The sequence below is a fragment of the Candidatus Neomarinimicrobiota bacterium genome (assembly GCA_022573815.1).
Taxonomy (GTDB): domain Bacteria; phylum Fidelibacterota; class SORT01; order SORT01; family SORT01; genus JACZTG01.
The window spans coordinates 17,079-35,177 of the sequence record JACZTG010000006.1; the positions used below are offsets into that span (position 1 = coordinate 17,079).

Sequence of the window (18,099 nt, forward strand, 5' to 3'; positions counted from 1 at the left end):
ATTACCATATTATGTTTTCAGTACCTTCGGGACGAGAAAATATTCGTTATCATGCTTAGGAGAATTCTTGAATACTTGCTTTTTATCCAAAGAGGGTCGGGATTTATCTTCCCGTGAGACATTCATAATATCATTTACATGAGCCAGAGGCTCCACGTCGGATACGTCAACTTCATTGAGTTTTTCTACGTATGATATAATGTCGCCGAGCTGCTTTGCGAATTTATTTCGCTCATCCTCGGAAAGATCGAGCTTAGCAAGCCGGGCAATTTTATCTACATCTTCTTTTGAAATACTCAAACGGTTTCTCACTAAATTTATGAATTTTAAATTTAGTAGAGTGACGCCCGAGTGTCAAGAGCAATATTTATACCAACTATTAAAAAAACTGATATTTTAGCTGTTTTTCAGAATTTTATTCGTATCGCAGAGATTCGATTGGATCAAGTCTTGATGCCTTCAAAGCAGGCCAGAATCCGGATACGATGCCCACGAATGAGCAGAAAAGTAACCCTATTACAACCCAGAACCAAGGAATAGCAACGCTAAGGTTCATAAAACTTGCGGCTACATTCCCAAGCACAACACCGAAAATTACTCCTATTAACCCGCCTGTAAGGCTAAGTAATACGGCCTCGACGAGGAATTGTGTAAGGATATGTTTTTTTCTCGCACCGATAGCTTTTCTTATGCCTATCTCTCTCGTCCTCTCCGTAACGGATACCATCATAATATTCATAATCCCAATTCCGGCAACCGCTAAAGAAATGAAACTGATTAAAACTGAGCCAATTTTCAAATTGCGTGATATATCATTAAAAAAACTTATCAAACTTTCACTGTTGAAAACTTCAAAATCGTTTTCTTCACCGGGAGCAACTTTACGTACCGCTCGCATAATTGTAATTATCTCGTCAATAGCTCCGTTCAATAGCTCGGACGATTTTGCGGATATAGTAATATTTATCGATCCTTCTTTTCCATAAATTTTCTGAAATACAGGGAGCGGAATCACCAACATATTGTTTCTTGATCGTCCCATTTCATTGCCCTGCTCTTCGATAACCCCTACCACCTCAAAGTTCCTGCCTTCAAACTTCACTGTTTCGCCGATAGGATATTTGAATGGAAACAACGCTTCCACAGCCTCTAATCCGATGACCATTACAAACCGTGAATAATCCACATCTGTTTGTGTTAAAAATCTCCCGTCCTCAACGAAATAACCGTTATTTGGCGACCACTCCGGCGTAGCGCCGGACACGAGGTATACAGGCTCGGTGGTTTTCTTCTTATAACCGATAGCCTTACCGAAAGCCCAATCTTCTGCGCCGACGTTAGCGACTTTTTTCGCTCTGTCTCTTATAGCGTCAGCGTGTTCTACTTTTATGTTTTTTCTGTTCCGATATTTATGTCTCTCGCTCGGCCCTACATTCATAAACGGCGTTTTCTGCACTTGAAATACCGTAGAGCCGAGAATGGATAAGCTTTTTTCCATATATGTTTGAATAGCTTCCATCGTTGTCATAATACCGATAATTGAAGCAACACCGATTATCATACCTATCAGAGTCAGAGCCGAGCGCATTTTTTGTTTTGTGAGACTCTCTACCGCAATTATAAAGCTGTTAAAGTATCCCATTATTCATACCTCAGCGCATCTATAGGATCTAATTTTGAGGCTTTTGACGCAGGAAACATTCCAAATCCAATTCCTATTAAAGCTGAAATGACGAGCGCTAACAAGGCCCATGATAACGGCATAGCCGTTGGCAGCAAATACTTGTCTATTACCACGCTAATTCCGAAGCCTATTACAAGAGCGATAATCCCGCCCAATAAACAGATTGCTGAAGATTCAATGAGAAATTGAAATAGTATACTTCTTCTCCGGGCGCCAAGCGCCTTTCGTATGCCAATTTCTCTTGTCCTCTCTGTAACCGAAACCAGCATAATATTCATCACGCCGATTCCTCCAACTAACAACGACAGCGCTGTTATTACGATACCGGCTCCATAAATTGCACCGGTCATATTATCATACATATCGGTAAAAACGCTTTGTTGATTTATGCTGAAGTCGTCTTCGGCGCCCGGAGGAACTCTCCTCACGCGCCGCATAATTCCAATCAGCTCATCCTTTGTTTCTTCCATATATACCTGGTCATTTACTTTAACATGAATGGAAACTCGTCGTCGCGTACCGAACGAATTGCTAAATGTTGCCAGAGGTATTATCACTCTGGAATCAAGATCCATCATTCCGAGTAAATTTCCCTTCTTTTCGAGGATTCCGATTACACTATAAGGGCGACCTTCGATCCGTATTTTACTGCCGATCGGATCTTCATTTTCATAGAGATTAGCTGCGATCTCACTGCCTATTACAGCTACGTGTCTCGAGTGCTTTACGTCTATATCTGATAAGAATCTTCCATATTCCGGATAAAGATTTGCCGTTTCACTATATGAAGTTGTGGTTCCGATTACCATAACCCGTCCAAGACTTTTTTCTCGATGTTTTACTGTTTTGTGTGCGCTTACTACAGGGGCGACAGCGCTCACATGGCTGGCATATTTAAAAATGCTTTCCGCATCCGATATTTTAATGTCCTTCCGGTTATTATACTTGAAGAAATCCTTATTAGTGAACCAGGGCATTTTATCAACGAAGAGAACATCTGAACCGAGAGCAGATATACTTGTGGAGAACGCTCTGTTCAATCCTTCTATAGCAGTAGCCATAACCGTTACAGCCACAATGCCGATTACTATACCGAGTGTGGTCAGTGTTGAGCGGAATTTGTTTTCACGAAGAGCTGAAAGCGCTATTCTCACTCCTTCATATATCTCTTTAATCTGTCGAGTAAGCATATCGGTATCTAATTCATCGTGTGCATTTGAACGGCTTCATCACTGGCAATTAATCCGTCGTGAAGCCTGATGATACGATGAGCGTTTTCCGCGATATATTCCTCATGTGTAACAAGGATTATTGTGTTGCCGGCGTCATGAAGTTCGTTGAATAACGACAATATCTCTTCACCGGTATTAGAATCAAGATTACCCGTTGGCTCATCCGCAAGTATTATTGACGGCTTGTTTGCCAATGCCCGGGCTACTGCGACGCGCTGTCGCTGACCACCTGAAAGTTCGTTCGGTTTGTGATTCATTCTATCACCCAAACCGACTTGTTCAAGCACTTCCTTTGCCCGTTCTCTTCTACTTTCCAAACTCACTCCGCCGTAAATCAAAGGTAATTCGACGTTTTGCAGGCTGCTGATTCTCGGCAGTAGATTAAACGTCTGGAATACGAATCCTATCTTCTCGTTTCTAATTCCCGCCAGCTGATCATCATCCATTTCGTTTACCTGTTCTTCTTCAAACAGATATGATCCGGTAGTCGGAGTATCGAGGCACCCAAGGATATTCATTATTGTAGATTTTCCTGAGCCTGACGGTCCCATGATAGCAATGTATTCTCCCTGCTCTATTTTCAGACTGACTCCGTCCAGGGCATGAATTTTTTCTGCGCCCAAATCATATATCTTTTTTACGTTTTCAATATCTATAAGTGTCATTAGTGGCTCAGCCCTTCCGCTTTCCCCTCATTCTCATCTTCGACCCTAACATAATCGCCATCCTGAAGTGTTTTACTCAATACTCTATAAGAACCTGAAACAATCTTTTCACCGGGTTCAACCCCCTCAAGTATTTCTATCTTGGATTCACCGGTAATGCCTGTTTTCACTTTTCGCATAACAGCTATGCCGTCTTCCACTACGAATACCACTTCAACATAATCGTCGGTTCCATTATGTTTTTCTTTTTCGAATCCGTTCGAGGCTATGGCGATACCTTCTCCACCCTCAACTCGCACAATTTTTTTAGGCTCGCGAACGGTAACCGATTGTATCGGCACTGCCGTGGCGTTTTCCGAGACATTGGTAATTACTTCCACTGAAGCGGACATTCCGGGTCTCAGCATCTCAGGAAATTCAAGCATCCTTATCGTGACTTCGAAATTCGTTACTTGCTCCTGCGTTCCGAGTCCTCGAGTGACCGCCGAATTAGCTACTTCCTCAACTAAACCGCTGAATATTTCATCGCCGAATGCATCTATCTCAATAGCTGTTGTATCGCCGATTTCGAGCAATACCACATCGTTTTCATCTACCTCGACCAAGACTTCCATATCAGTAAGGTCTGCGATGGTCATTATTATATCTTCCTGAAATTGGGAACCTAAAGCGATTTCACCCACTTCTTTGTTTATTTTAACAACCGTACCGCTCAAAGAAGTGTAAAGCATTGTTTTACTGAGATCGTCCTTCGCCTGATCAAGAAGGGCTTTAGCCTGAGAGACAGATTCGTGTGCGCTGTTCAGTCGCGCTATTGCGACTTCGTAATTTCCGTCAGCGCCCTCCAAATCTGATTCCGAGATTAGTCCTTTTTTATAAAGTTCATGCTGCCTTTTGGTGGCGCTATTAGTCACTTTCAGATTTGCTCTTTCAAGAGCTTCCTGCGCTTTTGCCGACCGCAGAGCTGCCTTACGTTGATCAACGGAAGCTACATATCTTGCGCTGTCTAAATATACGATCACTTGACCTGCTTTAACTTCATCGCCTTCTTCGGCGGTCATACTTAATATTTTTCCGCTGACGTTGGCTGCAATATTCACTGAAATTACAGGCTGCACCCTTCCTGAAGCAGAGACTATTTCAACAATATTTTCATTTGTAACTTCTTCCACCTGGACAGTTACTACATCGTCCGAACCGCCCATAATTTTTGCCGCGACCAAACCGCCGATAACTATTAACGTTCCGCCTGCAATTATTAATTTTTTCCTTTTAGTCACTTTCATACTCCTTATCGAATTTGCCCCATCGTATTCATTAGCTGCGCATGAGCTATCTGACTGTCATATTTATTTCTGATTACTGATGTGTTCGCTCTCAAGAGCGCGACCTGAGCGTCCTGAACCTCTAACAGAGTGGCCGACCCGAGACCATATCGTTCAGTCGCCAATCGAAGGTCTTCTGTTGCTGATTGCTGATTCTCCTCGAATATATTTTCCAATTCTTCATAGGTTTCAAGCTTGGTGATGGCGTCATCAATCCTGGCGATGAGTTCTCTATTACTATTTTCCAAATCCTCTTTAGAGGAATTATAAATCGCCTGTGATTGCTCGAGATTGGCTTTGTCAGCAAAGCCGTTGAATATATTCAAATTCAGCGATACACCAAGATTTGATTGCCAATTGTTTGATATATTTGACGGAGAGAATACACTTCCGAGGTCCTGATTATTTCTCGAATACTGAATGCTCGCGCTTAATTTCGGGAAAAATGCGGCTTTCGCGACTTTCGTACCATGCTGCGCTCCCCTTACCGCAGCTTCAAACTGTTTTAGTCTTGGATTATTTTTCTTTGCAATATCAATCGCTTTTTCTCTGCTTGGATATTCAACTTTTGCATATTCTTTCTCTTCTAATCTAATTGGTGTCAGCGGATTTCTTCCCATTACCAAATTCAGGCTCGATTTTGCCGCGGCAACTACATTCTGCTGGGTAAGCAGATTCGATTTATCGGTACCCAACTGAACCTTTGCTTTGAACAGGTCTGTTCTGGCAACGGAACCTAGTTCATAAAGGCTATTTGTCCTTTCGAGCTGTTCCTGACTTAACATCAGGGCATCAAACAATGCGTATTGCAGCGCAGTTGCTTTTGAAAGCTCTAAATAGCGTCGAGTGATCTGAAAGACAGCATCATTCTTGGCGCCTTCGAGAGCATGAAATCCCGAGGTTTGAAACGACTTCGCCTGTGCTATATTGTTCCACCACTTGCCGCCGTCATAAATGTTTTGATTTATGCTCAATCCAAACGAATGATTATCCTGTTGAAAATACGGAGATGTAAATACTCTGGAAATAATCGTCGGATTTCCTTCGGAGTCTATTCCCTGCACAGTTCCGATATTGCTTGTTGCTCCCTGAAGAAACCGTGATTTTCCCGAGCTGATGTTCACGCTCGGAAGAATCGCTGAATATGCGCCTAATACTTGAGCGTCACGCTGCTGAAGTGTGTATTCCGCGCTCTTAATCGAATAATTTTTACGCAGCGCAATTGTTATGCTTTCATCCAATGTAAGTAACCTGTCTCTTTGACCATTACTCACAGCCGGGACGAAGAAAATTAGTCCGGCAACTAATAAATTTTTATGAATATTCATTTTCTGATTCCTCCAGCTCATCCAAATATTCCCAATACTCTCATACGAGCGCTTAACGTTATCATTTTTATTTTGACGAAAACTAATCTTGTATCTAAGAAACTCATTGTGCCCACCAACGGTTTATTTTCAATAGTTGTTTTAATCGAATTTTGTTCCATAAATGAGTTACGGTAAATTAAATCAAAAGTTCGTAATTATTTTTCCATCCTGCGTTTTCAACCAAAGGACTATTGTTTGTGCGAATGTGGGCTGCTCTAACGCAGTCAGACATTTCAGTTAAGGACATTATAATGGAATTAAACATTTCGTTTTTATCATTCACAATTTGTTAGACAAACCAATTGCTAAAAATGTTTACAAAAGTGACTTGCTAATTAATCTTTAATTTCACTGAGCCATTTATCTTTATGGTTCAGAAAATATTCAAGTGACGCATCATACTCATTTGGAATTTCTCCATCCAATATTGCCTGCTCAATATTATGTTTGATTATTCCAATGGCTTTCCCCGGTTTTATGTCACATAATCTCATAATTTCTTCTCCTCTTATGGGAGATTGAAAAGCTTTCAATTCGTCATTTTTTAATACTTCATACATTTTTTCTTCAACGATTTGAAAATTTTTCATATAAGCTTTTGCTTTGGCCGGATTCTTAGTTGTAATATCAGCCCGGCAAAGCATCATAAGACTTTCCACGTCTTCTCCAGCTCTGACGATAAACCTCCTGACAGCGCTATCCGTGACTTTTTTACTTACAAGAGCGATCGGTCTAAGGTGGAGAAAAGTCATCTTTTTTGCGAATTTGATTGTTTTCCGAGAAAGTTTTAGGCGTCTGCCCAGTTCCTCCACCATTTTTGAACCCAGCACCTCATGCGAATGAAAAGTCCAGCCTTTTCCTTTTACAAACTTTTTTGTATCCGGCTTAGCTATATCATGAACCAGAGCGGAAAACCGTAAATCGATATTATCTGAATACTCCGATAAATTATCCACCACTTCGAGAGTATGCCAAAATACATCCTTGTGATGATACTGCCCAACCTGTTCTACTCCTATCATAGGAATCATTTCAGGAAGCACCGTTTCGAGAAGCTCGCTTCCCAATAATCCGACTATCCCGATAGACGGTTTTTCGGTAGCAAGTATTTTAAAGAGCTCGGCTGTAATCCTTTCCTGTGACACAATGGAAAGTCGGTCCTTCTCTTTCCGTATGGCACGCATTACTTCATTATCCACATCAAAGTTTAATTGAGCTGAAAATCGGATTGCTCTGAGCATTCTCAGGGGATCTTCATTTAGTGTTTCGTTCGGATTCAAAGGGGTTTTCAATATCTTTTTCTCTATATCCCCTTTTCCGTTGAATGGATCCAGCAGATTACCGAAACTTTTTGAATTCAGAGAAATAGCCATTGCGTTAATAGTGAAATCCCTTCTTTTTAAGTCTGAATTAATATCAGAAGCTTTGACGGAAGGTTTTCTTGAATGCTTGACGTATTCCTCAGAGCGCGCAGTCGCCACTTCAAGTTTTAATTTCGGAAAACCCAGTTCAGCGGTGCCAAATTGCTCCCAAGCAACGAAAGAATCACTTTTCAGCTCATGTTGCAATTCTTTAGCGAATTTTATGCCGTCTGAAACTACGACAATATCCATATCAAAATTTGATTTCCCGAGGATAAAATCCCGTACTGCTCCGCCAACCAAATAAACATCGATCTTTTGCTCATCAGCGAGTTTACCGATTTGTTTCAGCAATTTAAGTTCCGGTAGATTTTCTACTATGATATCACCAATCTTATTCAATTCAGTGTCTTTTGCTCCTCAAACTATAATAACCAACATAAGTGCCGAATATTCTGATAGTTACGGCATTTGAAACGGCTATTTCAGAAATATCCCCTGCTTTTATTGCCTTGACTAAAAGAACGCCTTAATTTAACTTTATAGAAATGAATTGTAAAGTTATGTTTTCATTTCGTTTATTAACGCTCATATTCTTTTTTTCAATGTGGACCAACGAGTATGCGTTAGCTCAATCAGTTATTTCAAATATAAAACTTGAAGCCACCCGCCTCACACCCAAAGAGCAAAATGACTTACAAACGCTTGCTAAGGAGATTGCTACCTACATAAACGAGTTTGATTATACTGATGACGGTTACGATTTGATATTTGAAATGGATATGCAAATATTTGTCGAATCTGTCACAGTAGCCGGTTCGGAAAAACTATACCACGCGCAAGTCGCTATCACAAACAAGGGTGACCAACGCTATTTTGACAGGCGATGGGTCTTTGTTTACACACCCAACGATCCGTTATATCATATAGGTGTCTTCCATACCATAACGAGCTTTATCGATTTTTATGTTAATTTAATCCTTGGGGGAGAATTCGATTCCATTGAACCGCTGCAAGGAAGTAAATATTATAACAGTGCGAAAGAATTAGCGACAAGGGGGAAAATCAGTTCCCACGCTCAGGGATGGCGAAACAGGGAAATTAGAATTGATGAAATTAGTTCTAATTGGAGATTGAGAAACGCCAAAGGAAAATACAGTGACTTCCTTTACTTTCTCTATGAAGAGCAGAAACCCGCTGAAGCATTGAAAAGTCTTAACGAAACCTTGGATTTATTTCGGGATATATTCGAACTTAATTCACTTGATAAATATCCTATTGAATTCCTGAACGCTCATGCCGAGGAGCTATCCAAAGCGGTTTACGGTTATCGGAGAAGAGACATATTTGAGCGACTTATCGTTCTAAATCCCACGAATATAAAAACGTATCAATTTTATCTCGATAAACTTGATAAGGAATGATTTTACTCTAATTCTTTAACCGTTCTTTTCCTGTTGATGTAATAAGATAAAGCGATGCTTCCATCGTATAGATTATCAAGAATTTCTTTATCTCCGATAACCCGCACTGATTGAGTTCTCATCCGCGCCTTGATAAGATAAAACGGGTGAGTCAACAGCCAGAGAAACGCGGCTATAATTCCGCTGAACCTGTTTATGTCTAATGTTAAAAGAGAATACCCCAATGCCATTGAATCTATAATAATTCGCAGAGGAAATAACTTGATCAGCGATGAGAGCGAATAATTTTTTAACATCATCAGAATGCTGTTTCTATGATTCAGATACTTCTTTTTGAAGGTTTCCGCTGACAGTGTCGCACCTGATTGGTGATATATGATACTTTCCGGCGCTACCATAATGTAGTAGCCGGATAACCGGAATCGCCAGCAAAGATCTATTTCCTCCATATGAGCAAAAAACACTTCGTCAAGCTTGCCGACTTTCTCCAACGCTGAATTCCTTAGAATACACGCCGTTCCCGATGCCCAAAAGATAGATGAATTGTCATCATATTGCCCGCTGTCCTTTTCTATTGTTGCTAAAATGCGACCCCTGGCGAACGGGTAGGCGTATTTATCCATTAAGCCTCCGGCAGCGCCGGAATAATCAAAATATCCTTTATTCTTTATGGATAATATTTTCGGCTGACAGGCGGCGATTCTTTCATCGGACTCCATAACATCCACCAAAATTGACAGCCATTCAGGCTCTGCCAGCGCATCATTATTGAATAAAACAACGTATTCAGATTTTTTGGCAGCGACTATTCCCGCGTTACATCCGCCGGCGAATCCTTTGTTGCTTTCGAGCCTTAGGATTTCCACCGATGGAAAGTCCTGTGATACCATCTCCACGCTATCATCTTCCGATGCGTTATCCGCAATTATAATATTATAATTCGGATATGTTGTTTTTTGGAGAGATTCAAGACACTTTTTCAGCAATGCACTGCCGTTGTAGTGTGGAATTACAATGCTTACAAGGGCAGAATCGCTCAATGTAGATATAAGTTAGCTCTTAACTTCCTACTGGGAAGAAGTAACTGAGTCCAATTTCGCCCGTAATTCAGCCGTACGAAGACGAGCATTATTGTCATTAGGATGCAGTTCAAGCCAATTATCCAGCACCCTTAGAGCCCCTGCGTAATCATTGCTTAAGTCATAGGTCGAAACAAGCATTCCAACGGCTCTGCCTGAATTAGGTTTTTCTTCCACTAATTCGTTAAATATTTGTGCGGCTTTCTCATAATCGCCCAATTCTCTCATATAGTAATTTCCGTATATAAGCTTGTCATTGAAAGTGCTGCGCGGATTAGTGAGCAGTTTTTTAAGCCTTTCTTCCATTTTTTCAGGAAAGCCTGCCTCATTTTCCATACTACCTATCTGAAGCTTCATCATCCTGCTCGAAAGAGGTATAGTTTTTTCCGGAATGTTCTTTTCCATAGATGCCAGGAGTCTGCCGAGTTTTTCTTTTTCACCTTCCTTAACATACCTGAAAGCAAGCTGCATATATGCAGATCGATAGTTTTGCAGTAATTTTTTAACGCTTGGATTTATATATACATCCGGGTCATCAAGACCCCTATATTTATAATTTTTTACTAAATTCTCTTCGATTCTTGTCGGTTCTATTAATTCAGGATACATAGGCTCTTTTATCAGAGGATTTCCTTCTGAATCCGCTTCTATAGGAGAGGAATCCAGGACTCTGAAAGCCAGACCATCCATTCTCAAGAAACGTTCCAAGCCGAGCTTGTTACTTTGGGAGACAGTTACCGCAAAATATATAGGGCGTTCCCAGCGGTTTTCCTCCAATATATGCAGTATCATCAGATCCTGTACTCTTAAAGCTGAATAATTTTTCGTATTTATGGTCGCTTTCAGTCGCCACTCAACAGGCGTCGAGTTTCCAAATTCATCGGGAGCTCCCGGTAGCGAAACTTTGTTTCCCTCTTTGGGCCAGGATGTCAGAGTAAGTCGGTCCAATTCCCTGTCGGTGAACGTAATTGGAACTTTCGGTTCATTATCCCGAAGCTGCCTTATATACCATCTTGTATTTAACAGGCTAAGGTTTACCACTCTAACATCTTTTCTTATACCTTCTACTTCCTGTAAATACCAAACAGGGAAAGTATCGTTATCACCGTTTGTAAAAATAATAGCGTTCTGTTCTACTGTTGCTAAAATATTGTAAGAGTAGTCCCACGCTACGTAATTTCCTGATCGGTCATGTTCGTTCCAATTTTTGGCAGCCATATTTATCGGAACAATAAATAATATGAGACCTGCAATCGCAGCGGACGCATACTGTTGTGTTTTCCGCTCTTTGATATATTTCGATGCCAGCTCCAATAAACCGGTAGCTCCAATACCTATCCATAATGAAAATGCCATAAATGATCCGACGTAAGAATAATCCCGCTCGCGAGGTTGCGGGTCCTCCTGATTCAAATAGAGGACTATAGCCAGCCCTGTCATAAAAAAGAGAGAGAGGACATTAAACGCCTGCTTCGGGTCTTTGCGATACTGATAATACGCGCCGAACAGCCCCAACAGGAAAGGAAGTCCATAAAATTTGCTTGCGTCAACTTCTCCCGCTTTTCTGCCGATAAACTGCCAATTGAAATATCGTATATACATCCGTTTAATTTGATAGTTCCAAAAATAATCCGCTTCGCCGCTGTATTTTTTTTTGTTCTTCGGTTTCCATCTTTTCCTGTCAAAAATTGGAGCGTCCCCATACTGCTCTCTGTTCATATATGAGACCAGTCGCTGTGTATTGCTCGGATTATTTTCATTGATGAATGGATTGGCGTTCGCACGGACATATATTATAGCATAAGTTGAATAACCGACCGTTAGAAGAACAGTTGACAATAACGCCAGTGTGAGTATACGATTCCCGTTCCTCACGCTCCAATAAGTAAAAAGATAAAGTATGACAACGGACGCGAATACCCACCCGAACGATGTCTTATCAGCTAATGTCGGCACACCTTTTACTATTCCTAAATAAATTACGATGAATGTCAGTCCGGTAAGCGCTATCAATCCTATAAACGATTTCGGCGAGAACTGATATTTTTTGAAATAAATTATAAGCGCTACTACCGGAAGCGCCAATAGACTCAAAAGATGCACGCCAATCGCTAAGCCCATCACGTAAGCAATCATAAGCAGATAACGGGAACTTCCTCGCCTGTCGGAATGCTCCAGCCAATGCAATGCCAGCCAGACGACAACCGCCGTAAACAACGCGCTGAGGGCATAGACTTCAGCCTCTACAGCGTTGAACCAGAAACTATCCGACCATGCAAACGAGAGAGCGCCGATTACGCCGCCGGTATAAGCCACGAATTTATCTTGTGCCGACTCTAATTTGCCTTTCCAATGTCTCACTAATTTTACGATAATAAGAAACGTGAACATCACCGTGAGAGCGCTTGAAATGACCGAGAGTAAATTCACACGATAGGCTATATCGTCGCCTATTGGTATCATCGTGAACAGCCTTGCGAGAATCAGGAAAAAAGGAGCGCCCGGAGGATGCGGAACTCCAAGTGTAAAGGCGGTCGCTATATATTCGCCGGCATCCCAAAAAGATACTGTGGGAGCAACTGTATCCAAATATGTGAACAGTGCAACAAACAGCACACCCAACGCAACAAACAGCTGAGTCCTGTCGGCTTCTTTGATAGAATTAAACATTTATTCTTCTTCTCCGCTTTTTTCTTCCTTATCGTTTTCCGAATCCTTTTCGTCCGGCTTCACATCAGATGATGTTTTTTCGTCCTCAGGTTCTTCATCTTCAGACACTTCTTCAGGAGGTTTTTCTTCCCCTTTGTTTTTTTCATCCATAAAATTCATTTTCAACTCATTAAGCATTTGTTTAAGAAATTTATTTTCTTCCTCGCTCAGATTGCCTTCGGTCTTTTTCTTTATCATATCCAACATATCAATTGATAATTCAGCCTGCCCCAAATTTCTCTCAACCTTGTCGGTTATAGGATTTTTCAGCTTCCCCATCTGCTGCATAGCGGCAGAGTGTAGAGACAACACTAAATTCATAAACAATTGGTCTAATTTATTCTCGGTTTCGCTCATCTCTTCTCTTCAGTCAATTTTACAAAGTATACGAACGGAAAAGTTAACTACTACTGACATTCTCCGCAAACGTTAATTATCCCGTTTCGATAAATTTTAATCGGTCTGAATAACTACTCATAAACCTGTCTCTAAGCAATCTGTTCTCCGGTTTTCTCAAATGCGGATCTTCTTCGGTCAGATTAAAAGCCGATGTTCTAGCGTCTTTTGCGATATGGGCATCCTCAATGATATCCGCTAATTTAAAATCCGGAATTCCGTGCTGTCGCTTACCAAAGAAATCCCCATAACCGCGCTGTTTCAGGTCTTCCTGTGCGATTACAAATCCATCGTTACTCTCCATTAACACATTCAACCGCCGCTGCGCCGCCGCTCCTTTGGAATCGCTTATCATTATAAAGTATGATTTGTTTCCACCCCTTCCAATCCTGCCTCTCAGCTGATGAAGCTGTGATAGCCCGAACCGTTCGGCGTTTTCCACAAGCATGACAGTTGCGTTAGGAATATCAATTCCGACTTCAATCACGGTGGTAGTTATCAGCGCATCAACATTTCCGTTAGAAAAACCGTTCATTACCGTCTCTTTTTCCTCAGCGCTCATCCTGCCGTGTAACAACGCGAGATTAAATTCGGGGAAAATTTTATTCTCCAAATTGTCAAACGCTTTCACTGCCGCCTGCAAATCAATTTTTTCAGATTCTTCTATAAGAGGATAAAGTATGAACGCTTGTTCTCCGGCCTTAAACCTCCCTTTTAGGAATTCATATATCTTATGACGATTAACAGCGCTTCTTAGTTCTGTGCGAACTTTTCTCCTGCCTGCCGGCATCTCGGTCAGGTACGATACATCAAGGTCTGCGTAAATCGACATTGCCAGCGAACGGGGAATAGGAGTGGCGCTCATAATCAGAATATCCGGATTCACTCCCTTTATCATTAATCCGGCTCTTTGCTCCACACCAAAACGGTGCTGCTCATCTATTACGGCAAACCCGAGATTTTTAAATTGAACTTCATCATACAATAAAGCATGTGTGCCGATGACCAAATCAGATTCTCCATTCGACAACGATTGAAATATCGTTTTTCTTTTCGTCCCGGTTAGTCCGCCCTTCAGCTGCACGATCTTCACGCCGGTGTCCTTAAAGAACTTAACAGCGTTCTGAAAGTGTTGATCACTTAGAATTTCGGTAGGCGCCATAATTGCCGCCTGATATCCTGACCCGATAGCGATAGCAGAGGCTAAAAACGCCACCACGGTTTTCCCGGAACCTACATCACCCTGCAACAGCCGTTGCATTGGAGATGATTCGCTCATATCCTTTCTGATATCTCCCATTACCTTTTTCTGCGAATCCGTTAATTCAAAAGGAAGAGATTTAAAGACACTGCTCAACAGTTCGTTTTTCGATTTAAACTTGATTCCAATTCGGCTTTTCTTTGTTGAGTGTTTTCTTACTGCCAAAAGTAATTGGTAAAAGAACAACTCATCGAATTTCAATCTGAATATCGCCTTTTGAAGAATGTCACCATCATCCGCGAAATGTATTTGCTTCAATGCCTCCGGGAGGTTCAGCAGGTTATTTTCGTCAATTGTATTGTGAGGCAAATATTCTTTTACAAGCCCCGTTAAAGCGGCTACTGAATTCTTTATAATTTTCAATATTCCGTTGGAATCTAATCGTACCTTTTTCAATCCATCGGTGGAAGGATATACTGGTATAATTGCTCCCGTCTTGAGAGGGTCTTGCCCACTTCCAAGAATATCAAATTCGGGGTGAATCATGGTGAACTGATTCGCATATATACCCACCTTGCTGTGAACAGCGATCAGCTGGTTTTCCTTGAATCTCTTTTGAACGAATCTGATTCCGTTAAACCATGTGCAAGCAAGTATTCCGGTTCCGTCATCAAGAAGTATCTTAAATCTTCTACGCCGCCCTCTTTCTAATCCGAAGGAAACCACTTCGCCCACGACGGTGGAAAGATTGTCTTTCTCAAGTTCTTCTATCGGAGTGATGGAGCGTCTGTCGAGATACCTTCTGGGATAATAATAGAGCAGGTCTCCCGCTGTGTGAACTCCTGTTGACGCAAATGCCTCTCCGCGCTTCGGTCCAATCCCACTCAAGTACTGAATGGGCGTGGAAAGGTTCAGCTCGGCTGAAAGGTTTTCATTTCTCATTCTGATAGATAAGTTTATTACAACAGGAGTTATTATTATTCCGAATCATAATAACAGCTGCTGTTTTCCCTAAGAAGCCTTCGTAAGCCATTCAAGGTTGGTTTTAATCTTAGAAATCTTCGCGCTGAAATCTTTCTCCTTCTGACGTTCTTTTTCAACTATATCGGCGGGAGCATTTTGTAAAAAAGATTTATCAGAAAGTTTTTTATTTACTGCTTGAAGAGCTTTCTCCACGTTTTCCAAATCTTTATTCAGGCGTTCCGCTTCTACTTCCGTATCAATCAATCCTTCAAGCGGAACTATCAGTTCAATATTTCTTACAATGTCCGTAGCGGCTAATTTATCCCGAACAACCTCCCCATTAAAGCTTATTGATTCTAATTTGCAAAGATTTTCCATATATGAACGGTTATTTTCTATAATTTTCGTCTCCGCATCAGTTGCTCCTACAATAATCAATGAGCCTTTTACGGACGGAGGAACGCTCATCTGGCTTCGTATAGTGCGAACAGAAGTGCTCAGTTCCTGTATCAGAGTCATTTCTTCTTCCGCCTGTGAATTTTTCATCTTCTCATTCGATTCGGGATATGCGCTGAGCATAATGCTTTCTTCACCTGACAATGTGGAATACACTTCTTCTGTAACAAAAGGAACAAACGGGTGTAACAGCTGCATCGCTCCTTTTAATACCGTAACGGCAACCGCAAGCGCGGAATCTTTTCGCTCTTTATCCTCAGAATAAAGCCGTTCCTTTATCAATTCAAGATACCAATCGCAGTATTCTCCCCAGAAAAACTTATACGCTTTGTCTAAAGCATTGGAGATTTTGAAATCTTCAATTTCCCGGTTAATCGCGGAAATAGCGGTGTTATACCTTGATAGAATCCACCTGTCCGCAAGTTCCAAATTATCGCTCTGTATTTCGGGCAGTTGAGTCTCATCCATATTAGAATATATGAATCGAAAAGCGTTCCAGATTTTATTAGTGAAGTTCCTGCCAATTTCAAAATCTTTTTCATTTATCCTGATATCCAATCCCTCGGGAGCAAGACTCAGAATAGAAAATCTGACTGCGTCTGCGCTGTACATTTCAACCATTTTCAGCGGGTCAATGCCGTTACCAAGTGATTTACTCATTTTGCGTCCGCTCTCATCGCGGACAACCCCGTGAAGATAAATATCACTGAACGGAATCTTTTCCATGAACTCCAAACCCGACATAATCATCCGGGCAACCCAGAAAAAAAGAATTTCATGGCCTGTGACAAGAGTATCAGTCGGATAAAAATATTCCAGTTCTTTTGTTTTTTCAGGCCATCCTAAAGTTGAGAAAGGCCACAACCATGAGGAAAACCATGTATCGAGAACATCCGGGTCCTGTTTCAGCTTCCCTGAACACTTCACGCATTCGTCCGGCTCCTCCCGGGCAACCATAATCTCGCCGCACTCGGCGCAGTGATACGCGGGGATTCTGTGTCCCCACCAGAGTTGTCTTGAAATACACCAATCTCTGATATTTTCCATCCAGTGGAAATATGTCTTTTCCCATTTGGCGGGATGAATCTTAATCTCTTTAGATTTAACCGCATTAAGCGCTTTTTCAGCTAAAGGACCAATTTTTACGAACCATTGTGTAGATAAATATGGTTCCACAATTGTTCCGCATCTGTAACAATGGCCGACGCTGTAAGTATGATCTTCAACTTTGGTTAGAAGATTTTGTTCTTCAAGATGAGTTACCACTAATTCTCTCGCCTTAAACCGGTCTAAGCCGGCGTACGGTCCTGCATTTTTATTCAGAGTCCCGTCTTCGTTTAGAATTTGTATGCTGTCAAGATCATGACGTTTTCCCATTTGAAAATCATTCGGGTCATGGGCAGGAGTAACCTTCACCACGCCCGTACCAAATTCAGGGTCCACAAACGAATCTTCGATTACGCGAAGTTTTCTGTCGAGTAACGGCAGGATTACCGTCTTTCCAATTAAATCCTTATACCTGTCGTCTTTTGGATTTATCGCTACGGCAGTGTCGCCTAACATCGTCTCCGGTCTTGTTGTTGCAACTGTCACAAAATCATCGGAATCCTCCACACGGTATTTGATATGCCAGAGAGAGCCGTTTATTTCTTTGTGCTCGGCTTCTTCATCCGAAAGAGCCGTTCCGCAGCGCGGACACCAGTTTATTATATACTTGCCTCTGTAAATCAAATCGCGTTCATAGAGGGACACAAAAACTTCTTTTACCGCTAAGGAAAGACCTTCATCCATTGTGAATCGCTCTCTGTCCCAATCACAGGCGCAGCCGAGCGTTTTGAGCTGTTCGGTTATCTTGTTGCCCTTTTCTTCCTTCCATTTCCATACTCTTTCAACAAATTTTTCTCTGCCGAGCTTGTGCCTGTCGAGACCTTCTTTCTCCAGCTGTTTTTCCACAACATTCTGAGTCGCAATGCCCGCATGATCGGTACCGGGCATCCAGAGTGTTTCGAAACCGTTCATTTTTTTATACCTTATCAATACGTCCTGAAGTGTGTTGTTATACGCATGTCCAAGGTGGAGCTCCGCTGTGACATTCGGCGGTGGGATAACTATCGTGTATGGAGTTTTTCTGCTGTTTGGATCAGCGTGAAAGTATTTATTCTCCATCCATTGCTTATACCGGCGTTGTTCTACGCCCTTAGGGTCATAGATTTTACCAATTTCTTTTTTCATTG

Annotated in this window: 14 protein-coding genes; 1 reads left to right on the forward strand and 13 read right to left on the reverse strand. The window is 41.6% G+C overall.

Features of this window, described 5'->3' with window-relative positions; genetic code table 11:
* Nucleotides 1-9: 9 nt before the first annotated feature.
* The 8 genes from gatC to IIB39_03805 form a co-directional block, all read right to left on the reverse strand.
* Entirely contained in the window at nt 10-300 is a 291-nt protein-coding gene (gene gatC, locus IIB39_03770) for an Asp-tRNA(Asn)/Glu-tRNA(Gln) amidotransferase subunit GatC (protein ID MCH8927815.1), read from the reverse strand.
* A gap of 115 nt (nt 301-415) precedes the next feature.
* Nucleotides 416-1,642, reverse strand: a complete 1,227-nt coding sequence (locus IIB39_03775) for an ABC transporter permease (GenBank protein MCH8927816.1) — start codon at nt 1,640-1,642, stop codon at nt 416-418.
* Nucleotides 1,642-2,874 (reverse strand): ABC transporter permease, encoded by a 1,233-nt coding sequence (locus tag IIB39_03780; GenBank protein MCH8927817.1) that lies wholly within the window; start codon nt 2,872-2,874, stop codon nt 1,642-1,644. The genes IIB39_03775 and IIB39_03780 overlap by 1 nt, the downstream gene beginning before the upstream one ends.
* A gap of 8 nt (nt 2,875-2,882) precedes the next feature.
* Nucleotides 2,883-3,581 (reverse strand): ABC transporter ATP-binding protein, encoded by a 699-nt coding sequence (locus IIB39_03785; protein ID MCH8927818.1) that lies wholly within the window; start codon nt 3,579-3,581, stop codon nt 2,883-2,885.
* Nucleotides 3,581-4,861 carry an efflux RND transporter periplasmic adaptor subunit gene (locus tag IIB39_03790; GenBank protein ID MCH8927819.1) on the reverse strand — a complete coding sequence of 427 codons (1,281 nt, stop codon included), beginning with the start codon at nt 4,859-4,861 and terminating at the stop codon, nt 3,581-3,583. The genes IIB39_03785 and IIB39_03790 overlap by 1 nt, the downstream gene beginning before the upstream one ends.
* An 11-nt stretch (nt 4,862-4,872) precedes the next feature.
* Nucleotides 4,873-6,234 (reverse strand): TolC family protein, encoded by a 1,362-nt coding sequence (locus IIB39_03795; GenBank protein ID MCH8927820.1) that lies wholly within the window; start codon nt 6,232-6,234, stop codon nt 4,873-4,875.
* 17 nt (nt 6,235-6,251) lie between these two features.
* A complete protein-coding gene (locus IIB39_03800; protein MCH8927821.1) occupies nt 6,252-6,395 on the reverse strand; it encodes a hypothetical protein in 144 nt (47 codons plus the stop codon).
* Nucleotides 6,396-6,611: 216 nt separating this feature from the next.
* Nucleotides 6,612-8,021: an HD domain-containing protein gene (locus IIB39_03805; protein ID MCH8927822.1), complete on the reverse strand. Its 1,410-nt coding sequence runs from the start codon at nt 8,019-8,021 to the stop codon at nt 6,612-6,614.
* A 179-nt stretch (nt 8,022-8,200) separates the two neighbouring features.
* Between IIB39_03805 and IIB39_03810 the strand changes: the two genes are divergently transcribed.
* Nucleotides 8,201-9,061, forward strand: a complete 861-nt coding sequence (locus IIB39_03810; GenBank protein MCH8927823.1) for a DUF4835 family protein — start codon at nt 8,201-8,203, stop codon at nt 9,059-9,061.
* 2 nt (nt 9,062-9,063) lie between these two features.
* Here the strand turns inward: IIB39_03810 and IIB39_03815 are convergent, their stop codons facing one another.
* The 5 genes from IIB39_03815 to IIB39_03835 all read right to left on the reverse strand — a co-directional run bounded on the left by IIB39_03815 (nt 9,064) and on the right by IIB39_03835 (nt 18,097).
* A complete protein-coding gene (locus IIB39_03815) occupies nt 9,064-10,071 on the reverse strand; it encodes a glycosyltransferase family 2 protein (protein ID MCH8927824.1) in 1,008 nt (335 codons plus the stop codon).
* A 57-nt stretch (nt 10,072-10,128) separates the two neighbouring features.
* Nucleotides 10,129-12,810, reverse strand: coding sequence for a DUF2723 domain-containing protein (locus IIB39_03820; GenBank protein MCH8927825.1), 2,682 nt, complete (start codon nt 12,808-12,810; stop codon nt 10,129-10,131).
* Nucleotides 12,811-13,206 carry a DUF1844 domain-containing protein gene (locus IIB39_03825; GenBank protein MCH8927826.1) on the reverse strand — a complete coding sequence of 132 codons (396 nt, stop codon included), beginning with the start codon at nt 13,204-13,206 and terminating at the stop codon, nt 12,811-12,813.
* 76 nt (nt 13,207-13,282) lie between these two features.
* The gene (recG, locus tag IIB39_03830; protein ID MCH8927827.1) at nt 13,283-15,388 is read right to left on the reverse strand and encodes an ATP-dependent DNA helicase RecG; all 2,106 of its coding nucleotides are present in this window, start codon (nt 15,386-15,388) and stop codon (nt 13,283-13,285) included.
* A 69-nt stretch (nt 15,389-15,457) separates the two neighbouring features.
* Nucleotides 15,458-18,097 carry a valine--tRNA ligase gene (locus tag IIB39_03835; GenBank protein ID MCH8927828.1) on the reverse strand — a complete coding sequence of 880 codons (2,640 nt, stop codon included), beginning with the start codon at nt 18,095-18,097 and terminating at the stop codon, nt 15,458-15,460.
* Nucleotides 18,098-18,099: the final 2 nt, after the last annotated feature.

Bases quoted from the DNA above. Each gene is read 5' to 3' on its own strand.
- IIB39_03775 (MCH8927816.1), bottom strand. From the start codon at position 1,642: ATGGGATACTTTAACAGCTTTATAATTGCGGTAGAGAGTCTCACAAAA.
- IIB39_03780 (MCH8927817.1), bottom strand. From the start codon at position 2,874: ATGCTTACTCGACAGATTAAAGAGATATATGAAGGAGTGAGAATAGCG.
- IIB39_03785 (MCH8927818.1), bottom strand. From the start codon at position 3,581: ATGACACTTATAGATATTGAAAACGTAAAAAAGATATATGATTTGGGC.
- IIB39_03795 (MCH8927820.1), bottom strand. From the start codon at position 6,234: ATGAATATTCATAAAAATTTATTAGTTGCCGGACTAATTTTCTTCGTC.
- IIB39_03800 (MCH8927821.1), bottom strand. From the start codon at position 6,395: ATGGAACAAAATTCGATTAAAACAACTATTGAAAATAAACCGTTGGTG.
- IIB39_03810 (MCH8927823.1), top strand. From the start codon at position 8,201: ATGTTTTCATTTCGTTTATTAACGCTCATATTCTTTTTTTCAATGTGG.
- IIB39_03820 (MCH8927825.1), bottom strand. From the start codon at position 12,810: ATGTTTAATTCTATCAAAGAAGCCGACAGGACTCAGCTGTTTGTTGCG.
- IIB39_03825 (MCH8927826.1), bottom strand. From the start codon at position 13,206: ATGAGCGAAACCGAGAATAAATTAGACCAATTGTTTATGAATTTAGTG.
- recG (MCH8927827.1), bottom strand. From the start codon at position 15,388: ATGAGAAATGAAAACCTTTCAGCCGAGCTGAACCTTTCCACGCCCATT.
- IIB39_03835 (MCH8927828.1), bottom strand. From the start codon at position 18,097: ATGAAAAAAGAAATTGGTAAAATCTATGACCCTAAGGGCGTAGAACAA.